The organism is Pseudomonas sp. MWU12-3103b, from assembly GCF_023100615.1.
GTDB lineage: Bacteria > Pseudomonadota > Gammaproteobacteria > Pseudomonadales > Pseudomonadaceae > Aquipseudomonas > Aquipseudomonas putida_A.
The window spans coordinates 341,718-357,467 of sequence record NZ_JALMEY010000002.1; the positions used below are offsets into that span (position 1 = coordinate 341,718).

The 15,750-nt window shown below is 58.7% G+C and carries 5 protein-coding genes; 2 read left to right on the top strand and 3 right to left on the bottom strand.

Going from position 1 to position 15,750, the window contains the following annotated elements; all coding sequences use genetic code 11:
- Positions 1-9 precede the first annotated feature (9 nt).
- From M0808_RS05400 to M0808_RS05410, 3 genes are all read right to left on the bottom strand, one after another.
- The gene (locus M0808_RS05400) at positions 10-609 is read right to left on the bottom strand and encodes a hypothetical protein (protein ID WP_247840208.1); all 600 of its coding nucleotides are present in this window, start codon (positions 607-609) and stop codon (positions 10-12) included.
- A gap of 12 nt (positions 610-621) precedes the next feature.
- On the bottom strand, positions 622-1,206 hold the full coding sequence (locus M0808_RS05405) for a papain-like cysteine protease family protein (protein ID WP_247840210.1): 585 nt from the start codon (positions 1,204-1,206) through the stop codon (positions 622-624).
- A gap of 262 nt (positions 1,207-1,468) precedes the next feature.
- Entirely contained in the window at positions 1,469-1,744 is a 276-nt protein-coding gene (locus M0808_RS05410; RefSeq protein WP_247840212.1) for a hypothetical protein, read from the bottom strand.
- A gap of 444 nt (positions 1,745-2,188) precedes the next feature.
- On the opposite strand from M0808_RS05410, the gene M0808_RS05415 reads away from it, so the two are divergent.
- Positions 2,189-15,421 (top strand): hemagglutinin repeat-containing protein, encoded by a 13,233-nt coding sequence (locus M0808_RS05415; RefSeq protein WP_247840213.1) that lies wholly within the window; start codon positions 2,189-2,191, stop codon positions 15,419-15,421.
- Positions 15,421-15,723, top strand: a complete 303-nt coding sequence (locus tag M0808_RS05420) for a hypothetical protein (protein WP_096797480.1) — start codon at positions 15,421-15,423, stop codon at positions 15,721-15,723. Before M0808_RS05415 ends, M0808_RS05420 begins: the two co-directional genes overlap by 1 nt.
- The last annotated feature ends 27 nt before the right edge of the window (positions 15,724-15,750 follow it).

Sequence of the window (15,750 nt, forward strand, 5' to 3'; positions counted from 1 at the left end):
CAGGGTTTGTCAGCTCCCCAACTGTCCGCTGGTGTCTGCGTCAAAGCGCTGTCTGGCGCGATCTGCCGCCGGTTTGAGCTGCGCGAGCAACGCGGCTTCGCTGTACAGCCGCGAGTTCCCGAGCTCTTTCGGCGTCGGCTCGATCGGGATCAGTACATCTTCACCGTCAGCGTGCAGCCAGATCGCCACGACGTGCAGTGCCGAGACAAACAGCACGCGCAATTCAACGCTTTTGCCCTGCAATTGCGGCGCCTGTTCCGCCAGTTTCAACGCGCCCACGGTGTCGGCGGCCCGGGTGCCGTGGTTCAGCGAAGCGAACTCGACATGGCCACGCACCTCGGCCAGTTGCGCATCGGCAATGCTTACGCCGTCGGCAAATACCAGGTAATGCCAGTCGCCGATGCGCGCGTCCTTCAGACCTTTGCCCTGGCTCAGATCGTCCAGCGTCAGCGAGTAGCCGCGATAGGCTTCGCTGAGGCTGACTTTGGCCGGTGTCGCGTTGGCGAACTGGCGGTTGATGCCGAAGCCCTGGTTTTGCAGCGCGGCTTGCAGCACCGGACGCAAAGTCTGTACGCCGTTGGAAGGCGCCTTTGGATAAGTCAGTTGCATGATTTCGCCCTCCTAGTTTTTCGCGGTGAAGTAAGTGTGAGTCCAGTTGCCGCCGCCGTTGTACGAACCGGGGAATGAGTTCAGCGCGCGGGTCGAGTAACCGTAGATCGAGTCGGCGATCAGCACGTAGTTGCCGTTGGTGCCGTAGATCGCCAGGAAGTGCGCACCGCCACCATACCAGGCACAACGCAGGCCGACCGGGCGGCCCATGTTGATCTGGTTCTGAATGGCCGACATCTGCAGCGAACCCTGATTCATCCCGTTATAGCTGTGGGTGGTCTGCAGGGCTGAATCCAGATAGCCGTAGACGTTGCACGGCCCCGGCTGGCTGCAGCAATTGCGGTCCAGTTGGGTGCTGGCGACGCCGCACTGGGTCCAGTTTCCAGTGCCGTAATAATTGCCGACCGAAGCGGAAACAGCGGCCCAGCACCAGTTGGTCTGAGTCTGTTTCTGCATCGTGAAGTTAAGGTTGGCAGCGGCCAGTGCCGCCGTTTGCGCAGTGGCTTCAACCTCGACCAGTTGCGGGTCGATCAGGTGGCCAACAAGGCATCTTGGCAGGCTCTCGCCGGTGAACGATGTTGCTTGAGTGGTTAACATTTTTTCAGTCCTCCATGAATGAAAACAAGCGTCCAGCTTGTGATTGTGTTGCGGTATTGCCGAGCGATCGGTGGGTAACGGTTTTCATCTGCGATGAACGGTGCCGATCTCCTTGCTCGATGTAACCTTAGTCTGGATATGCGTTTATGCAAGAAAATAAATGCACAAATGCATTTCTAAGATCAAAAGATCGCAGCCTGCGGCAGCTCCTACAGGGTCTGGCGTAGGAGCTGCCGCAGGCTGCGATCTTTTGATCTTGCTTTTAGCTGTCGGCTTTTTTCTCAGCCGAGTCCAGTTCCTTCAAGCGCTGATCAATCAACTGGCACTTGTCCGGCAGATCGGCGCTGGCCGTGCCCAAGTCCATCTTCTGCAACTCGGCGTTGATCTCCTTGGCCTTGGCCGGATTCTGTTGGGTGAGCTTGGCCACTTCCTTGGCCAGTTGTTCGCGTTTGGCGGTGGCCTCTTCTGGCGTGCAGGCCCAGACTGGCAGGGCGCAGGCTAGGGTGGCGGCGAGGGTGAGCTTGAGCAGGGTTTTCATGGGGGCAGGCCTCCGTTCCGGGTAGGGCGGGTTGATCGGTGGAGGGTTTCGGGCGGTGAAAAGTTCAGTTCCAGTGTTTTTACCAGTCCATTTAGAGTGACCGAACGGTCGCGATCTTCCCCTGAAAAGCAGACCTCTTGAGGAAAAGTCACGGGTTAGAGCGGTTGTTGTAAAAGACGCTGTACGACTTATTGACGCCAGAATGATGGCAATCTACCATCGCGCCATCACATTGATATCAAATTGTGATTTCGAGGGATCGAACAAACTATTCGCCAGCGGTTCTGCGATCGTTTTTGCCACGCTTTGGACGTTCTGACCGAGGCGCGCATTTATCCCCCTTTTGCTTGTTCTCTCACCTGGCCCCGTGTTTTGGCCAGGCGGGGATCGCTTTGCCTGTTGATTACCCAGACCTCACTCGCCTGTCGCAACGAGAGCTCAAACATGGACGTTCGCCAATACGCCTTCCTCGCTGGTCAGCCTTCTGCTGACGTGAAAACCCGTGAGCATTTCTGGGGCATGCCCAAGCGCGGTCTGGCGTTTCTATTGGCGAACGTGATGTTCTGGCAACCGATGTGGGCGCAGGCCGACGGCATTGTCGTGGCCAACCCGAATACCGGGCTGGATCGGGCCGGCAATGGCGTGCCGATCATCAACATCGCCACGCCTAACGGCAGCGGGCTGTCGCACAACCAGTTCCACGATTACAACGTCGGCGCGCAGGGCGTCATCCTCAACAATGGCTCGGCGCAAACCTCGAACACCCAGTTGGCCGGGCACATCATCGGCAACCCGAACCTGAAAAACAGCGGCTCGGCGCAAGCGATTCTCAACGAAGTCATCAGCGGCAACCCGAGCCAGTTGCGCGGTTACACCGAAGTGGCGGGGCAGTCGGCGCGAGTGATTGTCGCCAACCCGTATGGCATCACCTGTAATGGTTGCGGCTTCATCAACGCGCCGCGCGTGACGCTGACCACCGGCAAACCGGTGCTGGACAACGGTCGCCTCGATCGCTTTCAGGTCGATCAAGGCTCGGTCGCCATCGAAGGCGCCGGGCTTAACGCAACCAATATCGACCGCTTCGAAATCATCACCCGCACCGCGAAGATCAACGCCGAGATCCAGGCGAAAAACCTGACCATCGTCGCCGGGCGTAACGACGTCAACGCTGAACATCTCAGCGCCACGGCCCGCGCCGATGATGGCAGCGCCAAACCGCAACTGGCGATTGACTCCTCGGCACTCGGCGGGATGTATGCCGGGGCGATCAAACTGGTCGGCACCGAGGCCGGGGTCGGGGTGAAGCTCGACGGTAAACTGATCGCCAGCGGTGGCGATATTCAGCTTGATGCCAATGGTCAATTGAGCCTGGCCGATACCTCGGCGACCGGTGCGGTCAACGTCAAGTCGGCCAGTCTCGATGCGCGCGGGCCGGTGTATGCCGGCACGACATTGAACGTGCAGACCCAAGGCAATCTGACCAACCGCCAGACCCTGGCTGCCCGCGACAGTATTGCCCTGAGTGCCGGTGGGCAATTGACCAACGCCGGAGTCATCGAGGCCGGGGTCAACGCCGACGGCAGCCGCAACGCCAACGGTGATCTGAGCCTGAGTGCGCAAAACCTCGACAACACTGGCAAAAGCCTCATCGCCGGCCGCAATCTGACAGTCAGCACTGCGCAAACCCTGAGCAACCAGGGCGGCACCCTCAGCGGACAAACCACGGCGATCACGGCGGGCACCCTGGACAACCGCAATAGCGGGCGCGTACTGAGCGGCGGCACGATGAACCTGAATGCCGCTCAAGTGCTGAACAACAAAGGCGTGATCAACAGCCAGACCAGACTGACCGGCAACATCGGTCAATTGATCAACCGCAATGGCGAACTCAGCGGCCAGACCGACGCAGTGTTGACGGTCACTTCGCTGGATAACGTCGCCGGCGTGATGAGCGCCGGGCAGTTGCTCGACATCACCGCCCTCAGTGCGATCAACAACAGCAACGGCGGCCGGATCGGCGCCAGACAAGCGCTGACCCTGCGCGCACAGCAATTCGACAATAGCCAGCAAGGCCAGTTGACCAGTGAAGGCACGCTGACCACGCGCATCAGCGATCGCCTGGACAACCAGAACAAAGGCCTGATCCAGGCCAACGCAGCGATGGACCTGCAAGCCACGCGCCTGGATAACCGCGCCGGCAAGATTTCCAGCCTCAACACCCTGACGGTTACCAGCGCCAATACGGACAACCGCAGTGGCACGATTCGCGCTGATCAGGCGGCGAAACTGTTGATCGGTGAACTGGATAACGGCGACAAGGGCCGCGTTGAAAGCAAGACCACACTGACGTTCGAGGGCAACACGCTGGACAACCGCAATGGCGGTCAGCTCACCTCGACCGGTTTGCTGAGCCTCAAGGCCAACAATGTCACCAACGATGGCGGACGGATTTCCGGCAAGGGCGATGTCGACGCCAACATCGACAGCCTGAACCAGCAGGGCGGTGAACTGGTTGCCGAAGGCAACCTGTTGCTGACCGGCAAGACGCTGCAGAACCATCAGGACGGTCTCGTCGGGTCGCTCAAGACCCTGACGGTCAACGTCGACCAGATCGACAACCGCGGCGGCTCGCTCTCCAGCCAGCAGGACCTGCACATCAACGGGTCGCGCCTGGACAACAGCGAGGGCGGCAAGGTGTTGTCCGACACCACGCTGGAGGCGAAAGTCGCGCAGATCATCAACGCCAGCAACGGCCTGATTTTCAGCAAGGGCGCGAGCACCCTGAGCGGCATCGGGTTGAGTAACGTCGCAGGGCGGATCGTCAGTCAGAACAGTCTGGGGCTGACCTTCGACGGCGCGATGGATAACCAGCAAGGCCTGATCAGCAGTGAAGGGCAGATGACCCTCAGCGCCGGCAGTCTCGACAATCGCTTGGGCAAACTGTCGAGCCTTGAAGCAATGGCGCTGACCGCCACCGGTGAGGTACTCAGCCAGGGCGGCCTGATCGTCTCGCAGAAAGGCCTGACCTTCAAAAGTGGCAGCCTGGATAACAGCGCCAACGGCATCATCAGCGCCAAGGCCGATTCGACCCTGACTACCGGCGAGTTGAAGAACCGTCAGAGCGGCAGTATCGCCACCGATGGCTCGTTGTTGTTGATCGCCGGGCACCTGGACAACTCCGGGGGCACCATCGGTAGCCAGCAGAAACTTCAGGCTTCGCTGACCTCGCTGGAACAGGACGGCGGCGAGCTGTTCAGCAACAGCGACCTGACGCTGGACATGAACAACGGCCTGCTCAACAACCAGCGCGGCAATATTCATACGCCGGGCCAGTTGCTGCTGAAAAACCTCAAGGACGTCGACAACAGTGCCGGTGAAATTTCCGCTGCGAAGGCCTGGAGCCTCAATGCGCAAAGCCTGAACAACGACGGCGGCAAATTGCTCAGCAATGAAAAGCTCACCCTCGTCATCGACCGCGCCCTGAGCAACGTCAAAGGGGTGATTGCTTCCGCCAGCCTCGACAGTCGCAGCGCCAGTCTAAACAACAACAGCGGCGACATTCGCGTGCGGGGTGATGTCGATTTCAGCGTCACCGGAATGTTCGATAACCAGAACGGTGTGGTCATCGCCGACAACGGCCTGACGATTACCGCCGCCAGTCTGGATAACCGTCAGGAAGGCCTCATCGGTTCAACAAAAGCGCTGAAGCTCAGCGTCGACCGTATCGACAACCGCAGCGGCGAACTGTCGAGCAAGGCCGATGTGAGCCTGATCGGCGCCTGGCTCGACAACAGCGACAGCGGTTACATGCTCGCCGGCGGCAATCTGGCGCTGACGGTTAATGACGTCATCAACCGCAACAAGGGGCTGCTGTCCGGTGACAGCGGCTTGACCCTGACGGGCAAGACCCTGGAAAACAGCGGACGTCTGACCAGCCAGAAAGATATCGCAATCAACCTCTCTGCGGGGCTGAACAACGGGCAGGGCAGTGTCGTCGGTGAAGGGGCTCTGGCGATCAACGCCGACAGCCTTGACAACAAGGCCGGCACGGTCTCCAGCGCCAAAGCGCTGACCATCGACACCCGTGGCGCCGTCAGTAACCAGGGCGGCAAACTACTGACCGACAGCGACCTCACGCTCAACAGCAGTGCGCTGGATAATCAGCAAAAAGGCGCGATCAGTGGCAAAGGCAAACTGAGCATCACCACCGGCGACCTCAACAACAGCCAGGCCAGCATTTACTCCGCCGATCAATTGCACATCGCGGCCGGCCAGGTGACCAACACCGCCGGCAGTCTCGGCGCGGCCAATTCGCTGGTGGCCAATGTTCGTGGTCTCGATCAGCAGGGCGGCAAGCTGTTCAGCAGCAATGCTGATGTCAGCGTCGATCTGAACGGCGGCGCGTTGAACAACCAGGGCGGCGTCATCAGTGCGCCGGGTCAGTTGTTGTTGAAGAATCTGGCTGACGTAAACAACCGTGGCGGCGAGATTTCCAGCGAGCAGGCTTTCGAACTGCTCGCCAAGTCATTGGATAACAGCGGCGGCCAACTGCTGAGCAATCAGAAACTCACCCTGCAGATCGACAACGCGCTGACCTCGATCAAAGGCAAGATCGCGGCGGCGGCGCTGCAGGTTCGCGCGGCGAGTCTGGATAACAGCGGCGAAGGTGTTTTGCTCAGTGACAGCGATATCGACGTCAAGGTCGATGGCCTGCTGAACAACCAGAACAAGGGCAGCATCAAGGCCGCGCAACAACTGACCCTCAACAGCACCGGCCTGAATAATCAGGGCGGCACGCTGGTGGGTGTTGCGGGCGTGGCGATCGATCTGGGCGCCACCGCACAGGATCTGAATAACCAGGACGGCCTGATCAGCAGCAAGGGTTTGCTAAGCATCGCCCACCTGCGTGACCTCAATAACCAGAACGGCGTGATCAACAGCAAAGGCGTGTTGAGCATCGATACGCTGCGCAATCTGAATAACCAGAAGGGCGAGATTTCCAGCGTCAACAGCTTCAGTTTGAAAGGCAACAGCCTGGACAACCGTGGCGGCAACCTGATCAGCAACGATCAACTGACTCTGACCGCTGCAGAGCTGAAAAACCAGGGTGGTCTGGTCTCCGGCTGGAACGGCGTGAGCGTCACCGGTGGCACCCTCGACAACAGTCAGCAAGGCAGTGTTTCCAGTCTGCTCGGCAACACCAGCATCGACCTCAGTGGTGCGCTCACCAACCACAGCAAAGGTGGCGTGGGCGCGAAGGGCGAAGTGAGTATCAAAGCGGCCAGCCTCGATAACAGCAACGGCACGGTCAGCAGTGGCGGCAAACAGACGCTGGCCCTGACTGGCGGCACGCTCAGCAATGCTTCCGGCGGCTTGATCGAGAGCGGTGACGCGCTGGACGTCCGCGCCGCATCGCTGGACAACAGCGGCGGCAGAATCACCGCGAAAAAAGCCCTGGCCTTCACCGGCACGCAACTGAACAACAGCCATGGCAGCCTCGTTGGCGATGACAGCGTCAGCCTCGACCTGCTCGGCGCTCTGACCAACGTCAATGGCGCGTTGGGTAGCAACGGCCCACTGCTGATCAAACGCTCCGGCAGCATCGACAACCGCGGCGGGCAACTGATCAGTCAGAGCTTGCTGAGCCTGCTCACCAGCGGTGATCTGAACAACAGCCAAAGCGGCACCGTGTCGGCCAACAGCCAACTGGATCTCACCGTTGGCGGCACTCTGCACAACGACACCGATGGCCTGATCTCCAGCCGCGATGCCGGGGTGAACCTCACCGCTGCGGCGCTGAACAACGCCAAGGGCGCTGTGCAAAGCATGACAGCACTGACCGTGAATGCGGGCAGCGGCGCCATCGACAACCAGGGCGGCAAGATCATCGCCCAGAACGGCGACCTGACCCTCACCGCCGCCAGCCTCGACAGCCGTGGCGGTGTGCTGTCGAGCCTCAAGGGTTTGCTGCAGACCCGCCTGACCGGCGTGTTGCGCAACGGCCAGGGCGGCAAGATCGAAGGCAGCCGCCTCGACCTGCGCGCACTCGGTGGTATCTACAGCGACGGCGGGCGTATCGCCGCCAACAGCGGTGACATCCTGCTCGATGCCGGTGTCGGCACGCTCGACAACAGCGGCGGCGGGATCTACGCCCGGGGCAAGGTGAAAGCCACCGCCGGCTCGATGAGCAACAACGCCGGCCAGATCAGCGGCAATGGCATCGACCTGGGCGTCAACGGCAACCTCAGCAACCGCAGCGGCCTGATCGAAAGCGCTGGCACACTGACGATTCGTGCTGCCAACCTCGATAACCAGGGCGGCAAACTGCGCGCGCTGGGCGCTGGCGGCAAAACCGATTTCCAGATCGGCAGCCAGTTCGATAACCGCAACGGTCTGGTGGAAACCGCCAACAACGACTTCAATCTCGCCACGCCGAGCCTGCTCAATGCCGGCGGCTCGATCACCCATGTCGGCGTCGGCGAATTCGGCATCTCGACCGCCAACGTCATGAACGCCGGCGGCTCGCTGGTGACCCTCGGCGGCCTGACGCTGAACGCGGACAGCTGGACCAACAGCAGTGTGATTCAGGCGGGGCGGCTGACGGTTAATGTCGGCAATTTTGTGCAGACTGCAAGCGGCCAGTTGCTTGCGTCGAACCAGTTGGTGGCGCGTGGCGGCAACTGGACCAACGAGGGTTTGATCGCCAGTGATGGTGGCATGGACTTCCTGATAGGCGGGACTTACGGCGGGAATGGTCGTGTCAGCAGCCTGGGTGACATGACCTTCAACGCGGCGCAACTGGGCCTCACCAGCGTCGCCAGCATCGGCAGTGGCGGGCAGGGTACCTTCAACATTGGCGGGCTGTTGAACAATGCCGGAGGTCGACTGACTTCCAACAACGGCCTGACGATCAATGCGGGCGCCGTGAGCAACACCGGTACGCTGGGTGCCGCGCAGGACCTGACGATCAGGACGGCTAACCTGGTGAACGACCACGGGCTGGTCTTCAGCGGCGGCAACATGAATCTGCTGGTCAATGATTTCACCAACCAGACCGGGGACGTTTACGGCATTGGCAACCTGACGATTGCCGGTATGGCTGGCGGTCGTGCGAACAGCGTCAACAACCTCGCGGCTTCGATCAATGTGGACGGTGATTTTTCGCTGTCGGCCAACAGTTTCAATAACAAGACTGAAGGTGTGATTGGCGAGGAGAAGTTTCTCTCCGGCGACATTACGTTCAGCGGTACCACGTTCTACGTCAACGAGAACTTTGAGTCGACCTCGAAGATCACCGGGCCGCAATCATCGCTCTCGGTGGCTGGCAATCTGAACGCGAATGTTGGGGCCTTCACCAACACGGCGTCACTGATTTCCGCGGGCAAGAACATCACTCTCGACGTTGATAGCTTCGATAATTTCAGCTTGCAGTCGGGCACCTTTACACGGATGCGCACCTACAAACTCGGCGGGCTTCCAAACAAACCCCAATCGAGCTGGGTCAGCACGGATCTGCAGGCTTATGCCGACCGAAACTCAAAAAATCAATATGACTATATTGATAGCTGGCACGAGCCTGACAAGGGCGGGATGCATTGGGATTACCAGGCGCTGAACAAGCAGTTGCTCAACAAGGTCAACACCAAGTTCGGCATCGGGCCCGAGGTCGCAGTGCCGGCACAGATTCTGGCAGGCGTGAAGCAGCGCGATGACCGGGTTTTCACCAACGGCGGCGGCAGTGTTCCTTCGATCATTCAGGCCGGACAAGCGGTACAGATCAACGCCAAGACCACCATCAACAACGGCAACCTGAACCCATATACAAACTTTGACGGCACCACTAAGGGCGGTGCCGATACCGGGGTGAAAAACGCGGCCAAACCGACGGTGGTTTTCTTGAACCCGCAGTTGCCGCCGGATCTGGCGCAACAACAGGTCAACCCGCTGGCACTGCCAGGCTTCACGCTGCCGACCGGTGACAATGGCCTGTTCCGTCTCAGTGGCAAGGGCGGCACGGAACAAGCGGTGGTTGCCGGCAAGGACTGGACGATTGGTTCCATAGCCGCAAGTACTACAGAGCGCTCCGATGGCATGCCGGTCAGGCACGCCACTGACTTGCAATTCGACAAGAACGATCCGGTCTCGGTGAAAAACCGAGAGCTGGCATTGGCCAGTCGCCCATCGTTGAACCTCAACGACAAGACGGCCGTGATCAACGTCAACGCAGCCGCGGGTGATGGTCCGGTCGGCGTACTGTTGCCCAATCGGGGAAGCGCTTCATTCAATGTTCCGCGCGTTCAAGGCTTGCCTGACACCAGCGTGCGCTCCAATCCGCACAAATACCTGATCGAGACCAACCCGGCACTCACCGATCTCAAGCAGTTCATGAGCTCGGACTATCTGCTCGACAAACTGGGGTACGACCCGGACAACAGCGCCAAGCGTCTGGGCGATGGCCTGTTTGAACAGCGCCTGGTTCAGCAGGCTGTCGTTGCCCGCACCGGCCAACGTTTCATCGACGGCCAGACCTCCGACGAAGCGATGTTCAAGTACCTGATGAACAATGCTGTCGCCAGCAAGAATGAACTCAACCTGTCGATGGGCGTGACATTGACGGCGCAACAAGTGGCGGCATTGACCCATGACATCGTCTGGCTCGAAGAGCACGAAGTGAATGGCGAGAAGGTGCTGGTGCCGGTGCTTTACCTCGCCCAGGCGAATAACCGCCTGGCACCCAACGGCGCATTGATCCAGGGCGGTGACGTGACCCTGATCGCCGGTGCGGACCTCAATAACGCCGGCACGCTTCGCGCCTCGAACAACCTGTCGGCCGAAGCCGGCAACAACCTCACCAACAGCGGTTTGATCGAAGCCGGTGAGCGTCTGACGCTCAAGGCTGGCAACAACATCGTCAACAAGGGCGGCGGCGTTATTTCGGGCAAGGACGTCAGTCTGACGGCCACCCACGGTGACGTGATCAACCAGCGCGATGTTTATGGCTACGACACCAACTATGGCGGCACGCTGCAGCACCGCGACGTCCTGAACAACGCGGCACGGATCGAAGCGGCCAATGATCTGACGATCAATGCCGGGCGTGATATCAGCAATATCGGCGGTGTGCTGAAGAGCGGTGGGGAAATGACGCTCGATGCCGATCGCGATGTGAACATCACCTCGGTTCAGGATCGCCGCACGGATTCGCGTGGCAGCAGCTTCCTGAATCAGACCATTACCCAGCTCGGCGCAGAAGTGACGTCCGGAAGGGATCTGTCGATCAGTGCCGATCGGGATGTGGCGATTGTGGCCAGTCGGCTGGATGCCAAGCGTGATCTCAAAGTTGATGCCGGCCATGACATCGTTATCACCTCGGCGGCCGATGAAAGTGACTACGTCGCGCGTAGCAAGAAGCGCGCGAACGAGACTCACAGCATCACGCAACAATCCTCCGTACTGAACGCCGGGCGCGATATTGCGCTGAGCGCGGGTAATGATCTGGGCATCATCGCCAGTCGGATCAAGGCCGAAGAAGATGTCAGCCTGAAGGCCGTTCAGGACATCACCATCGCCTCTGCCCAGGATGAAAGCTCTACCTATAACTACAGGAAGAAAAAGGGATCGTTCGGGCGCAGCAAAACTAGCGAAAGCGCGACTTACGACAGCACCAACGTGGCCTCGGTCGTAGAGGCCGGGCACGACCTGACCGTGAACGCGAAGCTGTCGGACAAGGGCGGTGTTTCTCTCGAGGGGGGGCGCGATCTCACCGTGATCGGTAGTCAGTTGAAGGCCGGTAACAATCTGGTCCTGGGCGCGTTGAATGATATCTCGGTGCTCTCGGGTACTGATGAACACAGTGATTTCAGCAAGACAACCAAGAAGGGCTCCTTTGGCCTCTCAAAAAGTGGCAAAAGTGCCGTCAACACCAGCAGCACCCAAATCGCTAGCGAGTTGCAAGCGGGCAATGACGTCGTTATTGCTTCGGGTAAAGACGTCCTCGTGCAGGCCAGCGCTGTTACTGCGGGCAACGATGCCGAGCTCCGCGCCGGTCTGGTGGATGACACGGGTGACATTAATCTGATATCGGCCAACGACACCCATTACAACCGAAGTGAAGCCTACAAAAAGAAAACCGGTCTCTCAGTCTCGGGTGGCTTTCTGTCTCTCACCTCCGCCAAGGAAGCGGGGCGGCAGGGCGACGGTAATACCAGTGTGGGCAGCCTGGTAAGTGCCGGGCGTGACACGATCCTCAGCGCCGAGCGCGATATCAATGTGTTGGGTAGCGGTATCGATGCCGGCCGTCACGTCAGCATGGACGCGGGCCGGGACGTCAACGTCATGGCCGCTGCCAATGAAAGTGCCGAGCAAGCGTGGTCGAAGTCCAAACAGACGGGGATCGGCTTTTCCAGTGATGACAATGGCGTGGGCGTCTTTGTCGGCGTCGATGGGCTCAAGGAAAAAAATCGACGTGAACAGCAGAGCGGCGCTGCCAGCCAGATCAGTGCAGGTCAGGATCTGACCATCAACGCCAAGCGCGATATCAACCAGATCGGCTCGGATCTGGCGGCCAATAACGATATCGAACTGAATGCCGACCGCAATATCAACATCGACGCCGGCCGTGAAACCCTGTTGGTGGAGCAGCAGCGCGAAACCGAGCGCAATGGCCTTGGCGTGCGCATCGACCACAACTATGGCCAGACGAAAGACGCCGTCAATGGTGCGGGTAAAGGTGAGGATAACGTCAGCAAGGGCTCAAGCACCCTCAAGGCTGTGGACGGCATCAGCCAGTTCCTGTCCGGACCGACAGCGGACGTCAAGTTCGGTAACAGTAAACAGAGCAGCAGTCAGCAAACTATCGAGCAAAGCAACCGATCTTCGACGCTGAATGCAGGCCACGATCTGAGCCTGAATGCGAAGAATGATGTAACGGTAAAGGGATCGAAATTCCAAGCAGGACGCGACATCAACATCGTCGGTCGTGATGTCACCTTCGATGTCGCCAAAGGCGCTGTCAGCCAGGACAGCACCCAGCGCGACAGCTGGGGCGGAATTCATGGCGGCACCAGTGGCGGCTTCAAGATCGGCATTGGTGGCAGCTATGGCGTAGCCACTGAAGACGGGACACGTGGCTCTTCTACGCCCACTCAACTGGGCGCCGGCCGGGATGTCAATTTGCAAGCTGACCACGATCTCAATCTGATCGGCACACAGGTCACCGCCCGCCGGGATATCGAACTCAACGCCTTCAACGATCTGAACATTCGTTCGGCACAGAACGACAGCGACAGCACAAGTAACCGGCACAACGGTGGCGGTGAAGTGGGGCTGGTCTTTGGTTCCGAGGGTGTTGGTGTCTACGCCAGTGTCAGCATGGGCAAAGGCAATCTGGAGCGCGAGGGCGAGCGGCAGCAAGAGGCTTACCTCTACGCCGGAGACCGGTTGGGCTTCACCAGCGGCAAGGACACCAATATCGCCGGCGCAACACTGCGGGGCGATGAGGTCAATGGTCGCGTGGGTGGTGACCTCAATGTGTCTTCTGTAGCCGACACCGGAAAGGTGAAGGGCAAAGAGTTTGATATCAGCGTTACTGCCACTATTGGCCCGGGCGCTGGCGTCAGCGGTTCGGTGGGCTACGGCCAGACGACAGGCAAGACCAACTGGATCGAACAGCAAACCACCATCACCGGTAAAAACAAGGTTGATATCCGCACCGAAAATCACACCCAACTGGACGGTGCGCTGATCGCTGCGGACAACGGCAATCTGAAACTGGATACCGGCACACTGGGCTTCAGTGATATTGCCGGTTCAGACAAGGAACACGGCTACTACCTTAACGTCGGCGGCAGTTACACGGCGGGTAAAGGCAGTGGCGCTCAGGACGCCAGCCAGACGGGCAAAGGCAAGGAGGGCGAGAGCGGCTGGAGCGTCAGTGGCTGGAAGTACGACAAGGATCGCGAGCAGATTGTGCGAGGCACCGTCGGGGCCGGGGAAATTGTGGTTCGCCAGGACGCCGAGACCGGCAAGGATTCGACTGTCGGGTTGAACCGTGATGTCGACAAGGGCTACGAAATTACCAAGGACAAGGAGTCTCGTACCGATCTGTACGTGAGTAAGTCCTCGCTTGAGGCTGTAGCGGATCCTTCCGGTACGTTGAAGGCCTGGGCCGACAAGATAGAGAACTACGCGGACGCTACTCAAGGTTCCTTTGAGGCTGCGCTCAGTCTGATTACCGGACCGGTCAACGTTGTCGGTCAAGCCTGGAATAATCTTCAGGCACAGCGGGTATCGCTGGATGAAGTTCCTGAGACAGCGCGCAAGGATCTTGGTGATGACCTGGCCCTCAACATCGCGAAAAATCTGGTTCGAAATGGCGGGAAGCCGGGAGATATCAATAATCTGAAACCGGAGGATGTCGCGGTCATCCGTAAATACGCGAAGGTGTTTGCCGAATTTGCCAGGTGTAGCGACTCAGGCGGGTGTGGTGCTGATGGTGATAAACCGGGGAATCCGGACGTTAACAAGTACCGTGATAACGACAAAAAAAACCTGACCACCTTGCTCAAGGATTTGCAACCAGGCACCCCTGGCGGCAAGTTATTGGCTGAGACTGAGCGGTTGCAGAGCTTCATGGACGGACTGCCCAAGGAGCAGGCCCAGTTGCTGGCTCTGGGTATCCAGGCAGCGATGGGCCCGGCAAAAATGGCCCTTGGTCTTGCAGGAAATGTTCTGATCGCCAAGTTGTTTGGCGACAAAATAGACGCGGCCAAAGACGCAATTTCCAAAGGCATTGCCAGTGAACTGAGCGGTGAGGACAAAGACTGGCTAGAGCACAGTGATAACACCTTTAAAACGATGTTTGCCGCTGGAGCGACCGAACAGCAGGGCGACATCTATGTACGCGGCGCCACTACTCTTCTGAACATCGCCTTGGGCACTGCGGCTAACATGGCAGGCAGTGTCACTGGCAAGGTCTTCAGTGTCGCGGGTGGAAAGGGAACCACAGGCGGTAAACTTACCGATCCGATTGATCCCAAACACCCGGGTTGGGCAAATGAATTCGGCGATACATCGGGCAAGGGATGGGTTGACGGGCCACCGGTCAAACCAACTGTTGCGCCTGTGCACACCGACGTGCCGAAGCCTCATGTCGAGGCGGTGGTAAAAATCGAGACTGCGAAATCCGTCAAAGGCAGTCATGAATATGAACTGCTTAACAACCCTGCTGCGAGAAGCCCCAACACCCGGTATGAGCTGGATAATGGCAATACCTTTACGACCAACAGTAAGGGTATGGTAGAAGAGCTGACGTTCACCCCGACCAAAGAGAAAGTGCCTCGGGATTCCAGGCAGACGGAGGCTGGTAAAGAAGGCCGTGACACTGACGTGGGCGGGCACGTTCAGGCGTGTAGCAATGGCGGGACATGCGATAAATACAATCTTTTTCCTCAGGACAAGAATTTCAACAATTCAGCCTACAAAGTGTTTTATGAGAATAGAGTGAAGGAAGCGCTCGACGATCCATCAAAAACAGTGGGTGTAACAACCGTCAGGTTCGTGCGTGAAGACCCAGGCTCAGTCCGTCCTGACGCGATGAGAGTTACTTACATAGTTGATGGGAAGGCTAAAACCGTAGTCTTTAAAAACGAGCCTCATCAAATTCCGGAGGTTATATAGTGATTACTGAAGATATAAAAATCGTCCAGGAAATTTTCCAGGAAGTCGAAGCCGGTATCGTTCATGGCTACGATGCATTCAGCTACGGCGTGGAATTGGGGGAGGGATACATTGAGACGGAACTAGGCGTTGAGAAAGACGGCGTGGAGGACTGGAACGTCGAGACCGACATAAATGACGCGAAAATTCTGCGTCTTGTAGGCGAGTTACAGGCTAACGCAGACAAGCGCGGTGAACCATGGAAGTCATTTGTCCTGTCTTATCGCGAAGGCGAACAGGTCAAAACAAAATTCAACTATTAGACGGTGATGCGTATTCCAGGCATCCAG

Coding starts and splice junctions, on each gene's coding strand:
- M0808_RS05415 (WP_247840213.1), top strand. CDS start 2,189: ATGGACGTTCGCCAATACGCCTTCCTCGCTGGTCAGCCTTCTGCTGAC.
- M0808_RS05400 (WP_247840208.1), bottom strand. CDS start 609: ATGCAACTGACTTATCCAAAGGCGCCTTCCAACGGCGTACAGACTTTG.
- M0808_RS05405 (WP_247840210.1), bottom strand. CDS start 1,206: ATGTTAACCACTCAAGCAACATCGTTCACCGGCGAGAGCCTGCCAAGA.
- M0808_RS05410 (WP_247840212.1), bottom strand. CDS start 1,744: ATGAAAACCCTGCTCAAGCTCACCCTCGCCGCCACCCTAGCCTGCGCC.